Source organism: Nocardioides sp. P4_G4 (assembly GCF_056401085.1).
In genome coordinates, this window is sequence record NZ_JBFUKA010000005.1 from 26,585 (window position 1) to 49,543 (window position 22,959).

Here is a 22,959-nt window from a genome sequence, read left to right on the forward strand (position 1 = left end):
GACTCTAGGGCCGCCGCGCCGTTCAGGTGCCGAGCGAGCGCGACCCGGACGATCCGTAGCGGCGGTCCGGGTTGGCGCCGATGGCGTCGGAGGAGGGGGTGACGCCACGGAAGGGGGGCCGGCGGGTCGTGGTCTTGCGGATCGCGGGCGGCTTCTTGGGGGCGGTGGTCCGCTTGCTGGCCAGGCTCTTCGTGGCGGACTGCTTCTTCCTCGTCCCCCGCGCGGGCGGCTCGTCGCTCGACCACTGCTCGATCCACTCCTCCATCACCCGCCAGGTCGAGCCCCGCGCGGCGCGTCCGGTGAGCATGCCGAGGTGTCCGCCGGGGACGATCTCGAAGCGCACCTCCTGCGAGCCGCTGAGGAGCGGCAGCACCGGGCGTACTGCGGCCACGGGCGCGATGCCGTCGTTGGCGCCGCCGAAGACCAGGACCGGCGCGGTGATCGCCGACAGCTCGATGCTCCGGTCGCCGAGCTGCATGGCCCCGCGGGCGAGCGAGTTGTTCTTGACGAAGCGGTGGTAGAGCTGACCGAAGGTCCGGCCGGGGTAGGCGATCATGTTGGACATGAAGCGGTCCACCGCCTCGAGCTGCGCCAGGTAGTCGGCGTCGTCGAGGTGCGTCAGCACCGCGATCGGCTTGGTGACGACCTTCTGCGCCGACGCGGCGGTGAAGACCCAGTTGACCAGCGGCTGCGGGACCCCGCCCAGCGCGCGGTAGCTGCGCGTGAGCAGGCCGCGGCCGTCGGTGAAGTTGAGCAGTGGTCGCACCGGCGCCACCAGCGGAACCTTCTTCACGTCGACGGGGGAGCCGAGGACGGTGAGGGAGGCGATGGGGAGGTCGGGCTGGTCGGCCGCGGTGAGCATGGCGAAGATGCCGCCCAGGCTCCAGCCGACCACGTGCACCGGTCGCCCACCGGCGTGCGCCGAGACCTCCTGGATCGCGCGGGGGAGGACCTCGTCGACCCAGTGCTCCATGCCGAGGGTGCGGTTGCGGAACGAGACCTGGCCGTACTCCACGAGGTAGGTGCGCCGGCCGAGGGAGATGAAGTGCTCCACCAGGGAGCAGCCCCGCCTCAGGTCGTAGCAGAGTGCGGGCGCCGCCAGCGGCGTCACGAGCAGGACCGGGTCGCCGGACTCACGGACCGCGGCCGCCGGTCGGTAGTGGTAGACCTCGCGCAGCTCTCCGTCGTCGATCAGCGTGCGCGGCATCGGCCGCAGGTCGGCGAGTCCGCCGTACAGCACCTTGTGGGCGATGTTGCCCGCCGCCGCGACCAGCTGGTCGGGCTTCGGTGGGAGGAGGTCCATGGGGCGAAAGATACGCCGGGTCACCACGCCCCGGGGGATGTTGCCCCGGGGGCGGCGTCCGGCTAGACACGACCCATGAAGTGGAACCTCGCCGCCCTCGGGGCGGCCGCCGTCGCCGRCACGGTCGTGCACGACGTCACCCAGCGCCGTCACGCCATCCTCCGCAACTTCCCGGTCGTGGGTCACCTGCGCTTCTTCCTCGAGCGCTTCGGACCCGAGCTGCGGCAGTACATCGTCACCAGCAACGACGAGGAGCGGCCCTTCAGCCGCGACCAGCGCAGCTGGATCTACGCCAGCTCCAAGCTGGAGAACAACTACTTCGGGTTCGGCACCGACAACGACATGGAGCACGTCGAGGGCTACCCGATCATCAAGCACCGCACCTTCATGGGTCCGGGCGCGGCGACCCTGCCCCACGCCGACGACGAGATCGCGCTGCCGAGCGCCAAGGTGATGGGCGCCGCCCGGGGGCGCCGCCACGCCTTCCGCCCGGCCTCGGTGGTCAACATCTCGGGGATGAGCTTCGGCTCGTTGTCCGGCAAGGCGATCGAGTCGCTCAACAAGGGCGCGGCCATGGCGGGCTGCCTGCAGAACACCGGCGAGGGCGCCCTGTCGTCGTACCACCGCAACGGCGGGGACATCGTCTTCCAGATCGGCACCAGCTACTTCGGCTGCCGCGACGACCGGGGTCGCTTCGAGCTGTCGCGCCTGGTCGACCTGGTGCAGTCGGCCCCGGTGCGCGCCATCGAGATCAAGCTCTCCCAGGGCGCCAAGCCCGGGCTCGGCGGGATGCTGCCGGGGGAGAAGGTCAGCGCCGAGATCGCCGAGATCCGCGGCATCCCGGAGGGCAAGGACTGCGCCTCGCCGAGCCGCCACGAGGTCTTCGACGACGTCGACTCGATGCTCGACTTCGTCGAGACCGTCGCCGACGCCACCGGGCTGCCCGTGGGCGTGAAGTCGGCGGTCGGCAACATGACGCTCTGGGACCAGCTGGTCGAGGCGATGGCCGCCGGCGGGCGGGGCGTCGACTTCGTCAACATCGACGGTGGCGAGGGCGGTACCGGCGCGGCGCCGATGATCTTCGCGGACTCGGTGGCCTACCCGTTCCGGATCGCGTTCAGCGAGGTCTACCGGCGCTTCGCCGCCGCCGGCCTCACCGACGACGTCACCTTCATCGGCGCCGGCAAGCTCGGCGTCCCCGAGAACGCCGTGGTCGCGTTCGCGCTCGGCGCCGACATGGTCAACGTGGGGCGCGAGGCGATGATGGCGATCGGCTGCATCCAGGCCCAGAAGTGCCACACCGACCACTGCCCGGTCGGGATCGCCACCCAGAACCCTCGTTACACCTTCGGCCTCGACGTCGAGCTCAAGAGCGTGCGTGCCGCCAACTACATCCGCTCGCTGAGGCGCGACCTGCTCAAGGTGTCCGAGGCCGTGGGTGTCGTGCACCCCGGCCTGATCACGCCGTGGGACGTCGACATCCTCGCCGGTCAGCGCTCGACCGAGCAGCTCCACGACGTCTACGGGTACGAGGACGACTGGGGCGCCATCGGTCCCGACCTGCGCGCCACGATCGAGGAGATCATGACCTCGCAGGGCCAGTCGCCGCTGCCGCACCCGACCACCCGTTGAGCCGATCGCGTGGGGGTCGCCCGGCCGGGGCGGGTCAGCTCCGGCGGGCGGGCCGCACGCTCTTGTCGTGCTCGAGCTGTCCTGCGGCCAGCTCGTCGAGGAACTTCCCGGCCCACGAGGAGACGTCGTGCTCGACGACCGTCTTGCGCATGGCCCGCATCCGTCGGGTCGTCTCCTTCGGCTCGGCGTGGAACGCGTCGAGGAGTGCCTGCTTGATGCCGTTGATGTCGTAGGGGTTGACCAGCCAGGCCTGCCGCAGCTCGTCGGCGGCGCCGGCGAACTCGGAGAGCACCAGGGCGCCGTCGGAGTCGTAGCGGCACGCGACGTACTCCTTGGCGACGAGGTTCATGCCGTCGCGGAAGGGCGTGACGACCATGATGTCGGCCGCCCGGTAGAGCGCGGCCATCTCCTCGCGCGGGTAGGAGGAGTGGAGGTAGGAGATCGCCGGCTTGCCGATCTGGCCGAGGTCGCCGTTGAGGCGGCCCACCAGCCGGTCGATGTCGTCGCGCAGGATCCGGTACTGCTCCACTCGCTCGCGCGACGGCGTGGCGACCTGCACGAACACCGCGTCCTCGACGTCGAGCTTGCCCTCGGCGATCAGCTCGCCGAACGCGCGGAGGCGGGCCACGATGCCCTTGGTGTAGTCGAGGCGGTCGATGCCGAGGAAGACCTTGCGGGGGTTGCCGAGGGCCTCGCGGATCTCGGCCGCCCGCTCCTGGACGCCCTCGGACCGGGCGAGCTCCTCGAACCCGGCGGTGTCGATGGAGATCGGGAACGCCGCGGCCTTCACGCTCCGGCCGTCGGGCAGGTAGACGAGGTCGCGGTGGGTCTTGTGGCCGACCCGGTGGCGGACCAGGCGCACGAAGTTGCCCGCTCCGCCGGCGAGCTGGAAGCCGATGAGGTCGGCGCCGAGCAGCCCCTCGAGGATCTGGCGACGCCACGGCAGCTGGCTGAAGAGCTCGGCCGGCGGGAACGGGATGTGGAGGTAGAAGCCGATGCGCAGGTCCGGTCGCAGGTCGCGCAGCATCTGCGGCACCAGCTGGAGCTGGTAGTCCTGGATCCAGACCGTGGCGCCCTCGGCGGCCACCGCGGCGCTCTTCTCGGCGAAGCGCCGGTTGACCGTCACGTAGGAGTCCCACCACTCGCGGTGGAACTCCGGCTTGGCGACCACGTCGTGGTAGAGCGGCCACAGGGTGCCGTTGGAGAACCCCTCGTAGAACTCCTCGATCTCGCGGGCGCTCAGGTGCACCGGCACCAGCTGGAGGCCGTCCTCGACGAAGGGCTCGAGGTCGTCGTCCGGGGAGCCCGGCCAGCCGATCCAGGCGCCGTCGTTGGCGCGCATCACCGGCTCGAGGGCGGTCACCAGACCGCCGGGGGACCGTCGCCAGCCGGTGCTGCCGTCGGGGTTGGTCACGCGGTCGACGGGGAGCCTGTTGGCGACGATCACGAGGTCGGCGCGGCCTGGAGTGGTCACACCGCTCACCCTAGCGAGCCGCGCAGCACCCCTCCGGGGGGTCGTTACTGCACCGCAGCGCCGCAAGCCGGCGCGACTCGCCGCGAGCGAATGACATCGCTGTGGTTCGTCACCTACAGTGGTGTCACAGCAGTCCTTCGAAGGAGACCGACATGGCCGACGCCGTCCAGCAGCCCGGCGCGCACGAGCCGGGTCGCGAGCAGAGCGCCCCGGGCCTGACCCAGCGCGACAGCGACATCCTCGAGTTCGAGCGGCACTGGTGGAAGTACGCCGGCGCCAAGGAGCAGGCCGTCCGCGAGAAGTTCGACATGTCCTCGACGCGCTACTACCAGGTGCTCAACGCCCTCATCGACCGGCCCGAGGCCCTCGAGGCCGACCCGCTGCTGGTCCGCCGGCTCCGTCGCCTCCGCGCCTCCCGCCAGCGCCAGCGCTCGGCCCGACGCCTCGGCTTCGAGCTCTGATCCAGCGATGACCGCCTCTTCCCCGTCCCGGTCTCCTCGCTCCTCGGCCCGCCTGCGTCGCGACGAGCGCGGCGTGGCCTTCCCCTCGCCCCTGGTGATGCTGAGCATCATCGCCGTGGCGATGGCCGGTTTCGCCTTCGTCGCCACCTCCGACCAGGAGCCGACGGAGGAGAAGGTCACCACCGCCTCGGCCCCCGTCACCGAGACGCCCGCTCCCGAGGTGGTCCCGCCGGCTCCGGCGCCCACCCCCACCAAGAAGCCCAAGCCGCAGGTCAAGCGGGGCGAGGTCTACGTCGAGGTCTACAACAACTCGGGCATCAGGGGGCTCGCGGCCGGCACCGCCGCCAAGGCCACCCAGGTCGGCTGGCAGGTCGTCGGTGAGGACAACTGGCAGGGCATCATCCCGGCCTCCACGGTCTACTACCCGGCGCGCCTCGAGGCCGCCGCCAAGCTGCTCGCCCTCGACCTGGGCATCCAGCGGACCGCTCCCGCGGTCGAGCCGATGCGCATGGACCGGCTGACCATCATCCTCACCGCCGACGCGGCCTGACGCGGGTCGTCCACCCCGACGGGTCGATCGGGTTGTCCCTGGTTCAACGATCCGTGGTTGGCTGAGGACCATGGAGTTCACCTCCCCCGCAGCACGTGACCGGTACGACGCCCTGGTGGCCGCCGCCGACCAGGTCGTGGTCGGCCTCGACTTCGACGGCGTGCTGTYGCCGATCGTGGACGAGCCGAGCGAGGCCCACATCCACCCCGACGCGCCCGAGGTCCTGGTCGCGCTGAGCGACGTCGTGCGCGCCATCGCGGTGGTCACCGGTCGCCCGGCCCGCCAGGCGCTGGCCCTCGGCGGCCTCGACGAGGTGGGCGACGCGATCGCCGACCACGGCAAGCAGCTCTTCCTGTTCGGCCAGTACGGCAACGAGCGCTGGTCCTCGACCAGCCGCCGCGTCATCTCGCCCCGACCGCCGCACGGGCTCTCCACCTTCGAGCGCGAGCTCCCGGGCCTGCTGCGTCGGGCCGACGCCGGCGGGGCCCACGTGGAGGAGAAGGGCCTGGCCGTCGCGGTGCACACCCGCCGGCTCGAGGACGCCTCGGCGGCCTTCGAGCGCCTCCTGCCGCCCATGCGCGAGCTCGCGGCCGAGCACGGTCTGGTCGTGGAGCCCGGCCGCAACGTCATCGAGGTGCGCTCCGACGGGATGCACAAGGGGCACGCGGTCGAGACCCTCGTGCGCGAGCAGTCGGCCGGCGGGTTCCTCTTCGCCGGGGACGACCTGGGCGACGTGGAAGCCTTCGAGGCCGTCACCGCCCTGCGTGAGCAGGGCCTGCCGACGCTGCTGGTGGCCGCCGCGTCGGACGAGCAGTCGGCCCTGGTGCCGCTGGCCGACGTCGTCGTACCGGGCCCGGACGGGGTGCTCGACCTGTTGCGCCAGCTCACCGCGGACGTGTCCGCGCTCGCCGTCTGAGGCGATCCCCCCACCCGCTCCAGCATGTGGACTCGATGTGCACATGCTGAGACGCCGTGTCTAACCTAGAGACCTCATCACGAGGGACTGAGGGAACGGCCCTACGACGTCCCGGCAACCGCCGCGAACCTCCTGCCACAGCGGCAGTCGCGGAAACGGTGCCAATTCCGTCCCGGTGCGAAAGCCGCCCGGGGTCGATGAGAAGGAGGACGTCATGACTGCTGTCGCGGAAAACACCGCCACCACCGGCCACACGCTGCGCGAGGGGGCCTTCGGCAACGCCCGGGCCCTCGCCTGCCGCGAGTGCGGCCACGAGGTCGAGCTCGGTCCGTTCTACGCCTGTCCGGAGTGCTTCGGCCCCCTCGAGGTCTCCTACGACTTCCCCACGGTCACCCGCGAGGAGATCGCCGCCGGGCCGCGCAACATCTGGCGCTACAAGGCGCTGCTGCCGGTGCCCGACGACATCGAGCAGAGCAGGAACACCGAGCCCGGCTTCACCCGGCTCCTCAAGGCCGACAACCTCGGCCGCGAGCTCGGCATCGACAACCTGTGGGTCAAGGACGACTCGACCAACCCGACCAACTCGTTCAAGGACCGCGTCGTGGCCTGCGCCCTGAGCGCGGCCATCGAGCTGGACGCCAAGGTCTTCGCCTGCCCCTCCACCGGCAACCTGGCCAACGCCGTCGCCGCCGCCGGTGCCCGCGCCGGGATCAAGACCGTGGTCTTCATCCCGAGCAACCTCGAGAAGCCCAAGCAGGTCAACTCGGCCGTCTACACCGACAACCTCGTCGCGGTGAACGGCAACTACGACGACGTCAACAAGCTCGCCTCCGAGATCGCCGGCGAGGAGGAGGGCTGGGCGTTCGTGAACGTCAACGTCCGTCCCTTCTACGCCGAGGGCTCCAAGACGCTGGGCTACGAGATCGCCGAGCAGCTCGGCTGGCGGCTGCCCGAGCAGATCGTCATCCCGGTCGCCTCCGGGTCCCAGCTCACCAAGGTGCACAAGGCCTTCCAGGAGCTCMTCACCCTCGGGCTGGTCGAGGACACGCCCTACAAGGTGTACGGCGCCCAGGCGACCGGCTGCTCGCCGGTCTCGGTGGCCTACAAGGCCGGCGTGGACGCGATCCGCCCGGTCAAGCCGGRCACCATCGCCAAGAGCCTCGCGATCGGCAACCCCGCCGACGGCATCTACGTCCTCGACATCTGCCGCGCCACCGGTGGCGCGGTGGAGGACATCAGCGACGACGAAGTGCGCGAGGGGATCCTGCTCCTGGCCCGCACCGAGGGGATCTTCACCGAGACCGCCGGCGGCACGACGGTCGGGGTGCTCAAGAAGCTCGTCGAGAGCGGCCAGCTCGACCCGAGCCTGGAGACCGTCGTCATCAACACCGGCATGGGCCTCAAGACCCTCGACGCGGTCGCCGACCACGTGGGTCCCCGCGCCACCATCGACCCGTCGTACGGTGCCTTCACGGCCGCCGGCATCGTCTGACCCGCACCCCACGAGGAGATCCCACCCGTGAGCGTTTCCGTCCGCATCCCCACCATCCTGCGCACCTACACCGGCGGCGAGTCCGAGGTGAGCGCCTCGGGCGCGACCCTGGCCGAGGTGCTCGACGACCTCGACGCCCGCTACGCGGGGATCAGGGGCCGCATCCTCGACGAGGCGGGCGCCCTGCGCCGGTTCGTCAACGTCTACGTCGGCAACGACGACGTGCGCTTCCTCGACAACCTCGACACGGCGACGCCCGACGGCACCCAGGTCTCGGTCATCCCGGCCGTCGCCGGCGGCTGACCGAGATGTCGTTCGGAACCGGCCACGGGGTCGGGCACGTCGGAGCACCATGATCCTGACGACCCGAGGCCTGACCACGGGCGGTGCCGCTGCGGTGCTGCTGGCCAGCGTCCTGACCCTGACCCCCGCGACGGCCCGTGCGGGCGCGGACGCCGACCCGGTGCCGATCCCGGTCGAGCCCTTCGTCCCGCGCGCCGGCGACGACACCCAGCTCGTGCGCGCGTGGGAGCGGTGGCGGTCGCGCGGCATCGAGGAGTACGTGACCCGGGTGAGCATCTCCTGCTTCTGTGCGCCGCGACCGGCGCTGCGGACCGAGGTGTACGACGACGGCACCCAGCTGGTGACCACGATCGAGGACGACCCGCAGGTGCGCCGGGTCAAGGGCTACGGCGCCGACCGGCTCTTCCGGATGCTGCGCCAGGCACAGGCGCGGGCCGACTCCGTGGAGGTGACCTGGACGAGGCAGGGGCTCCCGCGGGAGATCACGGTCGACAACGTCGCCGGTGCCGTGGACGACGAGGTGACGTACCGGGTCCGGTTCTCGGCCCGCTGAGTCACTCCGCGCGGACGTCCATGAGCGCGGCGTGGCCACGGGAGTCGATCCGCACCTCGGCCACCGCCCCGTCCCGGAGCGCCTGCTGCATCGCGGCGGCCTCGTCCTGCGGCAGGAACCAGCTCTCGATGCCGCAGCGGAGCTGCCAGCCGGAGTCGTCGCAGGTCAGGTAGTCGCCCGAGTCCGGCCGCTCCCGCAGGTAGTCCCGGGCGACGCTGTGCCCGTCCTTCTCGGCGAGCGTGACGTAGACGGTGCCGCTCTCCCCGTCGTCCAGGGCCCCCTGGCCGCCCTGGTCGCCCCGGCCGCTCGACGACGGGTCGGGCGCCAGGTCGGGGTAGCCGAGGGTGACGTAGGCCCCGCGGAAGGGATCGATCGGGTCGACGGGCTCGACGCGGAAGGTGTGCGTCTCGCCGGTGGTCCGGGCCGAGATCTGCGGTGCGACGGCCACGGCGACCAGGAGGGCCTGGCTGGCAGCGACGACGGCGACGGTGAGCACGCGGTTCATGACTCAGGCTCCTTCGAGGTTGGCGGAGATCCCGCGACGGGCGCGGTCGAAGAGGAACCCGGTGCCCAGGAACACCAGGCCGAGGACGACGAAGAGCCAGGCGCCCTGGATGATCGCGGCGAAGACCGCGAAGCTCTGGAAGGTCGTGAAGACGACGAGCGCGATCATGGCGATCACGGTCAGCACGGGGTTGTCGCGCAGGGTGCCGAGGACGGCGAGCCCGACGGCGACCACGACGTACGCCGCTACGCCGACCGCCGCGTGGGCCCAGTCCTCGGGACCCACGGTCGAGGTGTCGGTCCCGGTGTCCCACAGCACCATCAGCACCGAGAAGACCAGGATGCCGACTGCTGCGAGCGGCTCCCAGCGGGCGTTCCCCCGGGCGAGGACGACAGCGCCGGCGGTGGCCACGCCGGCTGCGGCCAGCTCGAGGACCAGCCACAGGTTCCACTCGAAGCCGTCGGTGGTGGTGAAGGGGATCGCTGCCGCAAAGAGGGTGACCATGACCAGGGCGCAGCCCACGGTGCGCCAGACGGACGCGAACCGGAGCAGCCCGCGGTCGTGCACGACGGCCAGCGACACGGCCAGCACCGATGCCGTCCCCATGGCCAGCACGGCGCCGGCCCCGCTCCCGGAGTGCACGAGGGGCTGCCAGATCCACCACACCAGACCGGTGGAGATGCCGACGACGAGGGGCATCACGGCCCGGGTGAGGTAGGCGTGCAGGAGCGTGCCCGCCGACCACAGCCCGAGCAGCAGCGGCTCGTAGGCCGGCACCTGCATCGACTGGGCGGCCTGGAAGATGGTCGCGCCGAAGGTCAGGGCGGCCAGCAGGCGCACCGCACCGAGCACGGCGGGGGACTGTCGGGGTCCGAGCAGCTCACCGCCCACGAGGAAGGCCAGCCAGAAGGCGGCCACGACCGCGAAGCGCAGCAGGGGCGGCAGCTCGTCGAGGTTGGCCGCGACCAGCCAGATGAGTCCGACGCCGACGAAGACGGCGCCGAGCGCGAGGAGGAGACGTCCGAGCGAGAAGCGCCGGGTCGCCGCGACCGTGCGGTAGCGACCGGAGATGGCGGCCGCCTGGTCGGCGTCCACGATGCCGGCGGCCTGCCAGTCGTCCAGCTCCCGGTGAAGCCAGCCGAGCTGGACCGGGGTCGCGTCGCGACGGTGGTCGTGGGGTTCCCGCTGCGGGGTCGAGGTGGTCATGGCCCCAGCATGGTCGCGTCGGAGCGCCCGCACATGAGTACGAGGTCCCAGTTGGGCGGTCCCATCGGGCCATCCGTCGACGCGAGCACCGGCCTCAGGTCATCGGGTCAGCGAGCGTCGCCCCAGCCGGCCGTGCCGTCGTGACGCCAGTGGTCACGCGGGTCGACGTCGGCCTCGTCGGTGACGGCCTTCAGCAGGTCGCGGGCAGAGTGGTTGTTCCCGGGGGTGGCGGCGGCGAGCAGCGCCTCCTCGCCGTCCGCGTCGTTGAAGCCGGGCGGGACCACCAGCAGGCGCAGCGTCGTCCGCTCCGTCGCCAGGTCGACGTGGTGGGTGTCGTGGGGCCGGGAGACGACCGTCACCGTCCGTCCGCCCACCGGGACCCGCTCCACGGTGCCGTCCCAGTCCGACCCGGAGCACTGCACGTGGGTGAGGCGGCCGAGGTGGGCAGGAAGGTGGTCGGCGAGGTCGACGAGCTCCGTGGCCAGGTCGCGACTGCGGGGCCACCAGCCCCCGTCGAGGTTGCCCGGCCTCGTGGTGGTCACGAGGCGAAGCCGCACCGAGCCTCGTACGACGGGGGGCGCGGTCTGCGGTGCGGCGGCCCGCGCAGGTGGTGCGACGGTGGGAAGGGGCGGGATGGGCGTCGACATGGCGACCGCCTTCTCGACCGGTGGCCGGGCTCCGGCGGAGGCGGTGGACGGGTCGTCCCTGCCCACCCTACGGCCCGGTGGCGCGACGGCGCGCCGCGATCAGGCCGCCGGACGGCCCGCGACGGTCGGGAGGCCGGTCGAGGTGATCTCGGCCCAGTCGTCGGTCACCAGCACGACGTCGCGGCCGCGGCGGGCCAGCAGGCTGGCCGCGATGGCGGCCCGGAACCCACTGCGGCAGTGCACCCAGACCTGGCCCGACGGCAGGCGCGGGATCGCTGCGTCGAGGTCGTGCAGCGGGACGTGCAACGAGTCGGGCAGGTGGGAGGCGTGGTACTCGGCGTCGAGGCGCACGTCGAGCGTCACCGTGCTGTCGGCCCCTCGGGTCGCCAGGCTGCGGGCGTACGTCGCCCAGTCGGCGACGCGGTAGTCGGTGCTGTCGGCCCATCCGGTGACCGGTCCGAGCAGGTGCGTGGCCCGCACGGGCACGCCGATCTGCGCCAGGTCGTGCACCCCGGCGGAGAGGTCGTCGGGGGAGTCGCTGACCAGCACGACGTCGGCGCCCCAGGGCACCAGCCACCCGGCGTACGTCGCGAACTGGGGGCAGTCCTCGATGTTGACCGACCCGGTGAGGTGCGCGCGGGCGAAGGCGTGGCGCGGTCGCAGGTCGATGACCCAGGACCCGCCGTGCACCGCCTCGTGGACCGCGTCCTCGTCGACCTCCGCGGGCGGCAGGACCGGAGTCGCGCCGRCGCCGGCCCGGTTGAGTGCTGCCATGTGGCGGTAGTAGCGCGGGATCGGCCCGAAGCCGGCGACCAGGGTCTCCACCCACGAGTCGCGCGGGGTCCAGAGCACCGGGTTGACGTCGCGCTCGTCGCCGATCGTGCCGTGCACGCTGTCGGTCGGGGTGGCGGCCGCGCAGAAGCTGCCGAAGCCGTGGGTCGGGTGCAGCCCCACGACGTCGTCGAGGGCACCGAGCTGGCGGGCGCTCTCCCACTGGGCCCGCCCCATCATCCGGCTCAGCAGCGGATCGACGAGGTCGGTACGGCCCACGGTGCCGTGCAGCAGGCTGCCGCCGGAGAAGACGGTGCGGGCCCCCGTCTCGGGGTCGGTCACCAGGAAGGACTGGTGGTGCAGCGTGTGGCCCGGGGTCGAGAGCACCTGGACCACCAGGTCGCCGACCCCGAGGATGTCGCCGCCGCGCACCCCGGTGCGGTCGACGTGCACGCGCTCGTCGGCCGAGAGCCAGTACTCCGCGCCGTGGCGCCGGGCCAGGCCCGGACCGCCCGAGACGTAGTCGTTGTGCACGTGGGTGTCGGCGACGGCAGTGATGCGGACGCCGGCCTCCTCCGCGGCCAGCTCGAGCGGGCGGACGTCCCGCGGCGGGTCCACGACCAGGGCGTGGCGCCCGTCGTGGACCAGGTGTGCGTGGTTCCCGAGCTCCGGGACCTCGACGACGACGACCTCCATGGTGCTGCCCCCTGTACTTCCGAAGATGCGCGTGCTTCCTCTGCTGCGCTGATTCCCACCGTGGTGCGTGATTCCCACCGCGGTGCGTGCTTCGCATGCTACCTAAAGTTTATCAACACACTTATATTAAATGGGCGTGGGCTGGACCTCTAGCCTCGGCCCGTGCTCACCACCGCCCTCGCCGGCCTGCTCGCCGGGCTGTCCCTCATCGTCGCCATCGGCGCGCAGAACGCGTTCGTGCTGCGGCAGGGGATCCGCCGCGAGCACGTGGGGGCGGTCGCGCTCCTGTGCTCCGTCGCCGACGCGGTGCTGATCGTCGCGGGGGTGACCGGCATCGGCAGGCTCGTGGAGCGGTCGCCGGTGGTGCTCGACGTGGTGCGGTGGGCCGGGGCGGCGTTCCTCCTCGCCTACGCCGTGCTCGCGCTGCGGCGGGCCGTGCGCCCCGGCGAGCTGCACGCGGCGACAGGCGGCGCGCGGGTCGGGCTCCGACCGGTGCTGACCACCGCAGCGGCACTGACCTTCCTCAACCCGCACGTCTATCTCGACACCGTGCTGCTGCTCGGCTCCCTCGCCAACCAGCACGGCGACGACGGCCGCTGGGCCTTCGCCCTGGGGGCCGTCCTCGGCAGCTTCCTGTGGTTCTTCGGCCTGGCGTACGGCGCGCGCCGGCTCGCTCCGCTCTTCGCCCGGCCCGCTGCGTGGCGGGTGCTCGACGGCCTGATCGCCCTGGTGATGACGGCGATCGCGCTCTCGCTCCTGCTGGGCGGCTGAGCGGGGGAGCGGGTCGTTAGGGTTCCGTCGTGGTCTCCCTCTCCCCGCGCCAGGTCGTCTCCGCCGTGCGCCGCCGCGTGGGCGGTGGTGCCGCCGGGCCCGTCGTGCCCCCCGCCGAGCCGACGCCCCAGCAGCGCCGCCGTGAGCGGCGGCAGCGGCTGCGGGCGATGAGCCTGACCGAGCTCGCCGAGGAGTTCGGCACCGACAAGTGGGGCGTGCACCGCTACACCCCGCACTACGAGCGGCACCTCGAGCACCTGCGTCGCCGCGAGTTCACGCTGCTGGAGATCGGCGTGGGCGGCTACACCCGGCGCAAGCGCAGCGGTGCCTCGCTGAAGATGTGGCGCTGGTTCTTCCCCCGGGCCACGATCGTGGGCCTGGACATCGAGGACAAGTCGTTCATCGACCAGGGCCCGATCGTGACCTACCGGGGCGACCAGACGGACCCCGACGTCTTCCGGCGGATCTTCGCCGAGCGGGGGGTGCCGCTGGTGGTGGTCGACGACGGCAGCCACGTGCCGGCCCACGTGCGGGAGACCTTCGCGATCGTCTTCCCGTTGCTCCCGGACGGGGCGATCTACTGCATCGAGGACACCCAGACGTCGTACTGGCCGGCGTGGGGTGGTCAGCTCGACCCGCGCGCGTCTGGCACGTCGATGGACATGGTGAAGGACCTCGTGGACGGCCTCAACCACGAGGAGCTCCTCGTGGAGGGCTACGAGCCGAGCTACACCGACACGCACGTGCGGGCCGTGCACTGCTACCACAACCTCGTCGTCATCGAGAAGGGTGACAACCGCGAGGGGACCAACCGCGACACCAGCTCGGGGCACTTCCACGGCACCTCGCCGGACCCCGCGGCCGACCCGAAGGAGACCCGATGACCATGCTGCTCGCCACCAGCTCCGACTGGCCGGCCGGTGAGCCGGGCGGACCTGCCCTCGAGTCGGCCCTCGCCGAGCGGGGTGTCGAGGCCCGCTGGGCGGTCTGGGACGACGCGGACGTCGACTGGGCCGGCGCCGACCTCGTCGCCGTGCGGTCGACGTGGGACTACATCGACCGGCCCGGGGAGTTCCTCGACTGGGCGCGCTCGCTGGAGCAGTCCCGGCTGCTCAACGGTGCCGACGTCTTCGGCTGGAACGTCGACAAGGCCTACCTGACCCGGCTCTCCGGGGTCCCGGTGGTGCCCACCGTCACCGCCGACGACCGGGACGCCCTCGCGGACGCCGTACGCCGCTTCGGCCGCACCGTCGTCAAGCCGCGGGTGGGTGCCGGCGGGGCCGGCGTCCTCGTGGTCGACGACCCGGACGACGAGCGGCTCGGCCGCGACTTCGTCGACCATCCCGAGCTGCCGATGGCCCGCGGCCCCTGGATCGCCCAGCCGCTCGTCGAGTCCGTGCGCACGGTGGGGGAGACCTCGGTCTTCGTCCTCGACGGCGTGGCCGTCTCCCAGGTCGACAAGGTGCCGGGCGGCGACGAGATCCGGGTCCACGAGCACTTCGGCGGGGAGTCCGCCCCGGTGGCGCTGCGGCCCGAGCTGGCGGAGCTCGCCACCGCCGCGATGCTGGCGGCCGCCGACTTCACCGGCCGGCCGCTCGACTACGGACGCGTCGACCTGCTCCACCACGAGGGGCAGTGGTGCGTGAGTGAGCTCGAGGTCACCGAGCCCGGGCTCTACCTCGACGTGCTGCCCGCCAACGCTGCCCCCTTTGCCGACCTCGTCGTCGCCCGGCTGGGCTGAGCCGCATGGACCACACCTACGCGCTGGACCTGGAGTGGAGGGGCAATCGCGGCAGCGGCACCAGCGGCTACCGCGACTACGCCCGCGACGTCGTGCTGCGGGCGTCCGGCAAGCCTGAGCTCGAGGGGTCGGCGGACCCGACCTTCCGTGGCGACGCCGCCCGGTGGAACCCCGAGGAGCTGCTCGTCGCCGCGCTCGCGCAGTGCCACCTGCTGTCCTACCTCCACATGGCGGTCACCCACGGCGTCGTCGTCACGGCGTACGCCGACTCACCCGTCGGCACCATGGCGCAGCACGGGATCGGTGGCCACTTCACCCGCGTCCTGCTGCGGCCGGTGGTGACAGTGGCCGACTCCTCGCAGGTCGAGACCGCCCTGCGCATCCACCGGGAGGCGGGCGAGGCCTGCTTCATCGCGTCCTCGGTGAACTTCCCCGTGGAGCACGAGCCGACCGTCCGCGTCGGCCCCTGAGGCGGGTCCACCGTCGCACGAGATCGTTTGCACTCGACGGGGCCGAGTGCTAAACATGACGCTGGCACTCTCATCAGGAGAGTGACAACTCGGCATCGGTGACGCTGAGGTCCGTGCGTCGACGGGAATGGTCCGTCGAGCCGTGCGGGTCGTCCGTCGCGGGCAGCCCACCGACGCCACACACCACAGACTCATTCCGAAGGAAATCGCTGAGTTATGGCCAAGCTGATTGCTTTCAACGAGGAAGCCCGCCGCGGCCTCGAGCGGGGTATGAACACCCTCGCCGACGCGGTCAAGGTGACCCTGGGCCCCAAGGGCCGCAACGTCGTGCTGGAGAAGAAGTGGGGCGCCCCCACGATCACCAACGACGGTGTCTCGATCGCCAAGGAGATCGAGCTCGAGGACCCCTACGAGAAGATCGGCGCCGAGCTGGTCAAGGAGGTCGCCAAGAAGACCGACGACGTCGCCGGTGACGGCACGACGACGGCCACCGTCCTGGCCCAGGCCATGGTCCGCGAGGGCCTGCGCAACGTCGCGGCCGGCGCCAACCCGATGGGCCTCAAGCGCGGCATCGAGGCTGCGGTGACCGCGGTCTCCGAGCAGCTGCTCTCCATGGCCAAGGAGGTCGAGACCCGCGAGCAGATCGCGGCCACGGCCACCATCTCCGCCGGTGGCGACACCACCGTCGGTGACGCCATCGCCGAGGCGATGGACAAGGTCGGCAAGGAAGGCGTCATCACCGTCGAGGAGTCGAACACCTTCGGCATCGACCTCGAGCTGACCGAGGGCATGCGCTTCGACAAGGGCTACATCTCGGCCTACTTCGCCACCGACCTCGAGCGCATGGAGGCGGTGCTGGAGGACCCCTACATCCTCATCGCCAACTCCAAGGTCTCCACGGTCAAGGACCTCCTCCCGCTGCTGGAGAAGGTCATGCAGTCCGGCAAGCCGCTGCTGATCATCGCCGAGGACGTCGACGGCGAGGCGCTGTCGACCCTGGTCGTCAACAAGATCAAGGGCACCTTCAAGTCCGTGGCCGTCAAGGCCCCCGGCTTCGGTGACCGCCGCAAGGCCATGCTCCAGGACATCGCCATCCTCACCGGTGGCCAGGTCATCTCCGAGGAGGTCGGCCTCAAGCTCGAGTCGGCCGGCATCGAGCTCCTCGGCCAGGCCCGCAAGGTCGTCATCACCAAGGACGAGACCACCATCGTCGAGGGCGCCGGCGACCAGGGCCAGATCGAGGGACGGGTCAACCAGATCCGCGCCGAGATCGAGAAGTCGGACTCCGACTACGACCGCGAGAAGCTGCAGGAGCGCCTGGCCAAGCTGGCCGGCGGTGTCGCGGTGATCAAGGTCGGCGCGGCCACCGAGGTCGAGCTCAAGGAGCGCAAGCACCGCATCGAGGACGCTGTCCGCAACGCCAAGGCTGCGGTCGAGGAGGGCATCGTCGCCGGCGGCGGCGTCGCGCTCGTCCAGGCCGGCACCGAGGCCTTCGGCAAGCTCGACCTGTCGGGTGACGAGGCCACCGGCGCCAACATCGTCAAGGTCGCCATCGAGGCCCCGCTCAAGCAGATCGCGATCAACGCCGGTCTCGAGGGTGGCGTCGTCTCGGAGAAGGTGCGCAACCTGACCCCGGGCCACGGCCTCAACGCGGCCACCGGCGACTACGTCGACATGATCGCCGAGGGCATCATCGACCCCGCCAAGGTGACCCGCTCGGCCCTGCAGAACGCCGCCTCCATCGCGGCGCTGTTCCTCACCACCGAGGCCGTCGTGGCCGACAAGCCCGAGAAGGCTCCCGCCATGGGCGGCGGCGGTGGCGACATGGGTGGCATGGGCGGCATGGACTTCTGATCTGACGATCGGACCCACCGCTCCACCCAGCTCCACCAGCTCCACCAGCTCCACCAGCGTCACCAGCAAGGCCCTCACCTCCGGGTGGGGGCCTTGTTCCGTCTCCGCCGCACGGGCCAGGAGGGTGGCAGAGTGCCGCCATGAGCCCCGTCGAGCTGCTCCGGTCCCCGACCCTCGCCGACTCCGCGCCGTACGCCTACGCCTCCCGCGTGGGCGAGCTGGTGTTCACCGCCGGGGCCTGTCCGCTGGACGAGGCGGGCGAGGTCGTGGCCCCCGGCGACGTGGCGGCGCAGGCCACGCGGGTGATGGCGAACCTCGTCACCACCCTGGCCGACGCCGGCTGCGGGCTCGAGGACGTGGCTCGCACCGCGGTGTACGTCGCCTCGTCCGACCGCGCCGACCTGGTGGCCGMGTGGGAGGTCGTGCGTGCCGCCTTCGGGGACCACGACGCGCCCAGCACCCTGCTCGGCGTGGCGCTGCTCGGCTACCCCGACCAGCTCGTCGAGGTCGAGGCGATCGCACTCGCCCGGCGGTGACGTCGGCACGCCGGGCTGGTCGCAGCGACGGGCGGGACGAAAGGCCCTGTCCCGTGCCGTGCTCGGTGCTCGATGGTGGACACCGGGCGCACCAGGCGCTGGCGGTGGACCACGGGGAGGCGCCAGATGGACTCACGACGCGACACGGGGACGGCGCAGGAGACGGGCGGGCCCTGGCTGATGCTGGCCGTGGCCACCCTGGGGTTCGCCGTGAACTTCTGGGCGTGGGCACTCATCAGCCCGCTCGGCCCGATGTTCCGCAAGACCGGGGCGCTGGGCCAGCTCTCCGAGTCGGACGTCGCCCTGCTCGTGGCGGTGCCGGTCATCGTCGGGTCCCTGGGCCGGATCGTCGTCGGCGCGCTGACAGACCGCTACGGCGGGCGGTTGATGTTCCCGCTGGTCTCCGCTGCCACGGTCGTCCCGGTGCTCTTCATCGGGTTCGTGGCCATCGACTCGTACGCCTTGCTGCTGGTGGGCGGGTTCTTCCTCGGGATCGGTGGCACGGCCTTCGCTGTGGGTGTCCCGTTCGTCAACGCGTGGTTCCCGCCGGAGCGGCGCGGGCTCGCGATCGGCATCTTCGGGGCGGGCATGGGTGGCACGGCCATCAGCGCCCTCACCACGGTCAAGCTCTTCGAGCGGGGTGAGACGCTGCCGTTCGTCCTCACCGCGGCCGTGCTCGCGACGTACGCCGTCGTGGCCTGGGTGCTGCTCCGTGACGCTCCGGGCCGGGTGGTCCCGACGACGAGCCTGGGGTCCCGCCTGGCCGCCAACAGCCGGCTGCCCATCACCTGGCAGGCCGGCATCCTGTACGCCGTCGCGTTCGGCGGCTACGTCGCGTTCTCGGTCTACCTCCCGGCGTACCTCATCAACGCCCACGGGCTGACCCCGGCCGACGCCGCCAACCGGATGGCGGGCTTCGTGGTCGTGGCGGTCGTGTGCCGGCCCCTCGGCGGGGCGGTGTCCGACCGGATCGGTCCCATCCCGGTGCTGGCCGCGGTCTACGGGCTGGTGACGCTGTGTGCCGCCGTGGCGGCCGGGACCCCACCGCTGGCGGGTCTCGGCACCGTGGCGTTCCTGGCCATGGCAGCGGCCCTCGGCGCCGGCAGCGGGGCCGTCTTCGCACTGATCGCCCAGGTGACGGAGCCGGCGCGCGTCGGCGGTGTGACCGGGCTCGTCGGAGCGGCCGGAGGGCTCGGCGGGTTCGTGCCCCCGCTGCTCATGGGCTACGTCTACGGCCAGACCGACTCCTACTCCATCGGCCTGTGGCTGCTGGCGATCACCGCCGCGCTGACGCTGGCGATGACGCTCACCGTCGTGCGCAGGACCGCCCAGACTCGCGAAGGAGCAGCCGTATGACGCCCACCGGGATGGACGGAGCACTCAGTGAGGCCCTCGTCGGCAGCCGACGCTTCTTCACCAAGGCTGAGGTCAGCGACGACCTGCGCTCGATGGTCAGGAAGGGCGGACGCGAGGGGGACGTGTTCTACCGGGACCGGTGGAGCCACGACAAGGTCGTCCGCTCGACGCACGGCGTCAACTGCACCGGCTCCTGCTCGTGGAAGGTCTACGTCAAGGACGGGATCATCACGTGGGAGGCGCAGCAGACCGACTACCCCTCGGCCGGCCCCGACAAGCCCGAGTACGAGCCACGTGGCTGCCCCCGCGGCGCCGCCTTCTCCTGGTACACCTACAGCCCGACGCGGGTGCGCTACCCCTACGTGCGCGGGGTGCTGCTGGAGCTGTTCCGCGCCGCGAAGCAGAGGTACGGCGACCCCGTGGTCGCCTGGGGGTCGATCGTCCAGGACGAGGAGCAGGCCAGGCTCTACAAGAAGGCGCGCGGCAAGGGCGGACTGGTCCGTGCCAGCTGGGACGAGGTGGCCGAGATCGTCGCCGCGGCGCACGTCTACACGATCAAGCGCTGGGGCCCCGACCGGATCGCCGGCTTCTCCCCGATCCCGGCGATGTCGCCGGTCTCCTACGCCTCGGGGTCGCGCTTCCTGGAGCTCATCGGCGCCCCGATGCTCTCCTTCTACGACTGGTACGCCGACCTCCCCAACGCCTCACCGCAGATGTTCGGCGACCAGACCGACGTGCCCGAGTCGGGGGACTGGTGGGACGCCGGCTACCTGATCATGTGGGGCTCCAACGTCCCGATGACCCGTACCCCGGACGCCCACTGGATGACCGAGGCCCGCTACCGCGGCCAGAAGGTGGTCGCCGTCGCACCCGACTACGCGGAGAACGTGAAGTTCGCCGACGAGTGGGTGACGACCGCCCCGGGGACCGACGGCGCACTCGCGATGGCGATGGGCCACGTGGTGCTCCGGGAGTTCTTCGCCGACCGGGACGTGCCGTTCTTCACCGACTACAACAAGCGCTACACCGACCTGCCGCACCTGATCTGCCTGGAACGGGTCGACGACGGCGGCGGCGCCGGTGTCTGGCGGCCCGGCAAGTACCTGGTGGCCGGCGACATCGACCACCCGGAGGGCGGCACCGAGAACGCGATGTGGAAGCCGGCGGTCATCGACGCCCGCACCGGCGAGGTCCGCATCCCCCAGGGCGCCATCGGCCACCGGTTCGGTGACGAGGGCCTGGGCCGGTGGAACCTCGAGCTGGGTGACATCGACCCGGCGCTGACGCTCTACCGCTCAGGGGTGGACGACGGCGTCCGCGAGGCCGTCGAGGTCGAGCTGCCGCGCTTCGACGACCCCGACGGCAAGGTCCGCCACCACCGCCGCGGCGTACCCGTGGCCAAGGTGGGGGACCGGCTGGTGACCACGGTCCTGGACCTGATGCTCGCCCAGTACGGCGTGGCCCGCGACGGCCTCCCGGGGGAGTGGCCGACGGGCTACGACGACCCCACGGACCCGGCGACCCCCGCCTGGCAGGAGACCCACACCGGCGTCCCGGCGGCCCAGGTCGAGCGCCTCGCCCGCGAGTGGGCGCAGAACGCGATCGACACCGAGGGCCGAGGCATGATCCTGATGGGGGCCGGGGTCAACCACTGGTTCCACTCCGACCAGATCTATCGCGCGATGCTGGTCCTCACCACCATCACCGGCTGCCAGGGCCGCAACGGCGGCGGCTGGGCGCACTACGTGGGCCAGGAGAAGATCCGCCCGATCATGGGCTTCCAGCACATGGCCTTCGCGCTCGACTGGCACCGTCCGCCACGGCACATGAACCAGACGGCGTACTGGTACGTCAACACCAGCCAGTACCGCTACGACACCTTCACCGCCGACGACCTCGACGCCGGAACGGGCATCTTCGCCGGGAGGACCGTCATGGACCTGTTGGCGCAGTCGGTGCGGCTGGGCTGGAGCCCGAGCTACCCGACGTTCGACCGCAGCTCGCTGGCGCTCGCCGACGACGCGGAAGCCGCGGGCATGGAGGCGCCGGCGTACGTCGCGCAGGAGCTCAAGGCGGGCACGCTGCGGTTCGCGGTGGAGGACCCCGAGGCCGAGGACAACCACCCGCGCATCCTGTCGCTGTGGCGCTCCAACCTGCTCGGCTCCTCGGCCAAGGGCAACGAGTACTTCCTGCGTCACCTGCTCGGCACCGACAGCGCGGCGACCGCGGTGGAGGCGCCACCCGAGATGCGGCCGACGGACGTCGTGTGGCCCGACGAGGCGGCCGAGGGGCGCCTGGACCTGCTCACCACGATCGACTTCCGGATGACCAGCAGCACGATCCTCAGCGACGTGGTCCTGCCTGCTGCCACCTGGTACGAGAAGCACGATCTGTCCACCACCGACATGCATCCGTTCATCCACTCGTTCAACCCCGCGATCGCCCCGCCGTGGCAGACGAAGTCGGACTGGGACACCTGGAAGGTCATCGCCGAGAAGTTCTCCGAGCTCGCGGTCACCCACCTCGGCACGCGCAGGGACGTGGTGGCCAAGCCGCTGTGGCACGACACCCCCGAGGCCATGGCCACCGAGCACGGGGTGGTCAAGGACTGGAAGCTCGGACCCGACCACCCGGACGGCTGCGACCCGGTGCCCGGGAAGACGATGCCCGTCATCGCGGTCGTCGAGCGCGACTACACCCAGGTCCACGAGAAGATGACCTCCATCGGCCCGCTGCTGGAGAAGGTCGGCATGCTGACCAAGGGCGTCGCGTACGACGTGAAGCGCGAGGTCGACGTCCTCCGGGCACGCAACGGGATCGTCCACGGTGGCGCCGGCGACGGCCAGCCCAAGGTCGAGACCGACGTGCAGATGGCTGATGCCATGCTCCACCTGGCCGGGGTGTCCAACGGGCACCTCGCCACCCAGGGCTTCCGGTTCCTCGAGAAGCGCACCGGCACCCGGCTGGCCGACCTCGCGGCCGAGCACGAGGGCAAGCAGATCACCTTCGCCGACACCCAGGTCGCGCCGGTTCCGGTGATCACCTCCCCCGAGTGGTCGGGCTCCGAGTCGGGCGGACGCCGGTATGCGCCCTTCACCATCAACATCGAGCGGCACAAGCCGTTCCACACCCTCACCGGCCGCCAGCAGTTCTACGTCGACCACGACTGGTTCCTGGGGATGGGCGAGATGCTGCCGGTCTACCGGCCGCCGCTCGACATGACCGCGCTGTTCGGGGAGGTGCCGATCGGCGAGCAGAACGAGCTGGGCGTGTCGGTCCGCTACCTGACGCCGCACAACAAGTGGTCGATCCACAGCGAGTACCAGGACAACCTGTTCATGCTGTCGCTCTCGCGCGGCGGCCAGTCGGTGTGGATGTCGGACCGCGACGCGGCCAAGGTCGGTATCAGGGACAACGACTGGATCGAGATGGTCAACCGCAACGGAGTCGTGGCGGCCCGGGCCATCGTCAGCCACCGGATGCCCGAGGGCACCGTCTACATGCACCACGCCCAGGACCGGCTCATCGACGTCCCGCGCACCGAGCGGGACGGCAAGCGCGGCGGCATCCACAACAGCCTCACCCGGATCCTGATGAAGCCCAACCACATGGTCGGCGGCTACGCCCAGCTGGCCTACTTCTTCAACTACATCGGCCCCATCGGCAACAACCGCGACGAGGTCACCATGATCCGCAGGCGGACCGCGAAGGTGGAGTACTGA

The 22,959-nt window shown here is 71.4% G+C and carries 21 protein-coding genes and 1 riboswitch; of the genes, 15 read left to right on the forward strand and 6 right to left on the reverse strand.

What is annotated here, in order from left to right; genetic code table 11:
- Positions 1 to 22: 22 nt before the first annotated feature.
- A complete protein-coding gene (locus tag AC1DQF_RS02115) occupies positions 23 to 1,303 on the reverse strand; it encodes an alpha/beta fold hydrolase (RefSeq protein ID WP_477523557.1) in 1,281 nt (426 codons plus the stop codon).
- A 75-nt stretch (positions 1,304 to 1,378) separates the two neighbouring features.
- On the opposite strand from AC1DQF_RS02115, the gene AC1DQF_RS02120 reads away from it, so the two are divergent.
- Positions 1,379 to 2,935: an FMN-binding glutamate synthase family protein gene (locus AC1DQF_RS02120; protein WP_477523558.1), complete on the forward strand. Its 1,557-nt coding sequence runs from the start codon at positions 1,379 to 1,381 to the stop codon at positions 2,933 to 2,935.
- Between the two features lie 34 nt (positions 2,936 to 2,969).
- On the opposite strand, the gene AC1DQF_RS02125 is transcribed toward AC1DQF_RS02120, so the two are convergent.
- Entirely contained in the window at positions 2,970 to 4,409 is a 1,440-nt protein-coding gene (locus AC1DQF_RS02125) for an alpha,alpha-trehalose-phosphate synthase (UDP-forming) (protein ID WP_477523559.1), read from the reverse strand.
- A 152-nt stretch (positions 4,410 to 4,561) separates the two neighbouring features.
- Here AC1DQF_RS02125 and AC1DQF_RS02130 point away from each other — a divergent pair, with 152 nt between their 5' ends.
- The 6 genes from AC1DQF_RS02130 (at position 4,562) to AC1DQF_RS02155 (ending at position 8,684) form a co-directional block, all read left to right on the forward strand.
- Complete coding sequence (locus AC1DQF_RS02130; RefSeq protein ID WP_477523560.1) at positions 4,562 to 4,870, forward strand: DUF3263 domain-containing protein; 309 nt, start codon at positions 4,562 to 4,564, stop codon at positions 4,868 to 4,870.
- 7 nt (positions 4,871 to 4,877) lie between these two features.
- Entirely contained in the window at positions 4,878 to 5,420 is a 543-nt protein-coding gene (locus tag AC1DQF_RS02135) for a LytR C-terminal domain-containing protein (protein ID WP_477523561.1), read from the forward strand.
- 70 nt (positions 5,421 to 5,490) lie between these two features.
- The gene (otsB, locus tag AC1DQF_RS02140; RefSeq protein ID WP_477523562.1) at positions 5,491 to 6,336 is read left to right on the forward strand and encodes a trehalose-phosphatase; all 846 of its coding nucleotides are present in this window, start codon (positions 5,491 to 5,493) and stop codon (positions 6,334 to 6,336) included.
- Positions 6,337 to 6,407: 71 nt separating this feature from the next.
- Positions 6,408 to 6,540: riboswitch (SAM riboswitch) on the forward strand.
- Positions 6,541 to 6,550: 10 nt separating this feature from the next.
- Positions 6,551 to 7,828, forward strand: a complete 1,278-nt coding sequence (gene thrC / locus AC1DQF_RS02145) for a threonine synthase (protein ID WP_477523563.1) — start codon at positions 6,551 to 6,553, stop codon at positions 7,826 to 7,828.
- Positions 7,829 to 7,855: 27 nt separating this feature from the next.
- On the forward strand, positions 7,856 to 8,131 hold the full coding sequence (locus tag AC1DQF_RS02150) for a MoaD/ThiS family protein (protein ID WP_477523564.1): 276 nt from the start codon (positions 7,856 to 7,858) through the stop codon (positions 8,129 to 8,131).
- Between the two features lie 49 nt (positions 8,132 to 8,180).
- The gene (locus tag AC1DQF_RS02155) at positions 8,181 to 8,684 is read left to right on the forward strand and encodes a DUF6174 domain-containing protein (protein WP_477523565.1); all 504 of its coding nucleotides are present in this window, start codon (positions 8,181 to 8,183) and stop codon (positions 8,682 to 8,684) included.
- A 1-nt stretch (position 8,685) separates the two neighbouring features.
- On the opposite strand, the gene AC1DQF_RS02160 is transcribed toward AC1DQF_RS02155, so the two are convergent.
- The 4 genes from AC1DQF_RS02160 to AC1DQF_RS02175 form a co-directional block, all read right to left on the reverse strand.
- Entirely contained in the window at positions 8,686 to 9,189 is a 504-nt protein-coding gene (locus tag AC1DQF_RS02160) for a GDYXXLXY domain-containing protein (protein ID WP_477523566.1), read from the reverse strand.
- Positions 9,190 to 9,192: 3 nt separating this feature from the next.
- Positions 9,193 to 10,395 (reverse strand): DUF2157 domain-containing protein, encoded by a 1,203-nt coding sequence (locus AC1DQF_RS02165; RefSeq protein ID WP_477523567.1) that lies wholly within the window; start codon positions 10,393 to 10,395, stop codon positions 9,193 to 9,195.
- Between the two features lie 107 nt (positions 10,396 to 10,502).
- Positions 10,503 to 11,042, reverse strand: a complete 540-nt coding sequence (locus tag AC1DQF_RS02170) for a DUF5994 family protein (RefSeq protein ID WP_477523568.1) — start codon at positions 11,040 to 11,042, stop codon at positions 10,503 to 10,505.
- A 99-nt stretch (positions 11,043 to 11,141) separates the two neighbouring features.
- The gene (locus AC1DQF_RS02175; RefSeq protein WP_477523569.1) at positions 11,142 to 12,509 is read right to left on the reverse strand and encodes a rhodanese-like domain-containing protein; all 1,368 of its coding nucleotides are present in this window, start codon (positions 12,507 to 12,509) and stop codon (positions 11,142 to 11,144) included.
- 162 nt (positions 12,510 to 12,671) lie between these two features.
- On the opposite strand from AC1DQF_RS02175, the gene AC1DQF_RS02180 reads away from it, so the two are divergent.
- From AC1DQF_RS02180 to AC1DQF_RS02215, 8 genes are all read left to right on the forward strand, one after another.
- Positions 12,672 to 13,280, forward strand: a complete 609-nt coding sequence (locus AC1DQF_RS02180) for a LysE/ArgO family amino acid transporter (RefSeq protein WP_477523570.1) — start codon at positions 12,672 to 12,674, stop codon at positions 13,278 to 13,280.
- 29 nt (positions 13,281 to 13,309) lie between these two features.
- The gene (locus AC1DQF_RS02185; RefSeq protein ID WP_477523571.1) at positions 13,310 to 14,164 is read left to right on the forward strand and encodes a hypothetical protein; all 855 of its coding nucleotides are present in this window, start codon (positions 13,310 to 13,312) and stop codon (positions 14,162 to 14,164) included.
- The gene (locus tag AC1DQF_RS02190; RefSeq protein ID WP_477523572.1) at positions 14,161 to 15,021 is read left to right on the forward strand and encodes an ATP-grasp domain-containing protein; all 861 of its coding nucleotides are present in this window, start codon (positions 14,161 to 14,163) and stop codon (positions 15,019 to 15,021) included. The genes AC1DQF_RS02185 and AC1DQF_RS02190 overlap by 4 nt, the downstream gene beginning before the upstream one ends.
- Before the next feature lie 5 nt (positions 15,022 to 15,026).
- Complete coding sequence (locus AC1DQF_RS02195) at positions 15,027 to 15,491, forward strand: OsmC family protein (RefSeq protein ID WP_477523573.1); 465 nt, start codon at positions 15,027 to 15,029, stop codon at positions 15,489 to 15,491.
- A 216-nt stretch (positions 15,492 to 15,707) separates the two neighbouring features.
- Positions 15,708 to 17,345, forward strand: coding sequence for a chaperonin GroEL (gene groL / locus AC1DQF_RS02200; RefSeq protein ID WP_477523574.1), 1,638 nt, complete (start codon positions 15,708 to 15,710; stop codon positions 17,343 to 17,345).
- Positions 17,346 to 17,485: 140 nt separating this feature from the next.
- Positions 17,486 to 17,881 (forward strand): RidA family protein, encoded by a 396-nt coding sequence (locus AC1DQF_RS02205; protein ID WP_477523575.1) that lies wholly within the window; start codon positions 17,486 to 17,488, stop codon positions 17,879 to 17,881.
- A gap of 126 nt (positions 17,882 to 18,007) precedes the next feature.
- The gene (locus tag AC1DQF_RS02210; RefSeq protein WP_477523576.1) at positions 18,008 to 19,237 is read left to right on the forward strand and encodes an MFS transporter; all 1,230 of its coding nucleotides are present in this window, start codon (positions 18,008 to 18,010) and stop codon (positions 19,235 to 19,237) included.
- Positions 19,234 to 22,959, forward strand: a complete 3,726-nt coding sequence (locus AC1DQF_RS02215; protein WP_477523577.1) for a nitrate reductase subunit alpha — start codon at positions 19,234 to 19,236, stop codon at positions 22,957 to 22,959. The genes AC1DQF_RS02210 and AC1DQF_RS02215 overlap by 4 nt, the downstream gene beginning before the upstream one ends.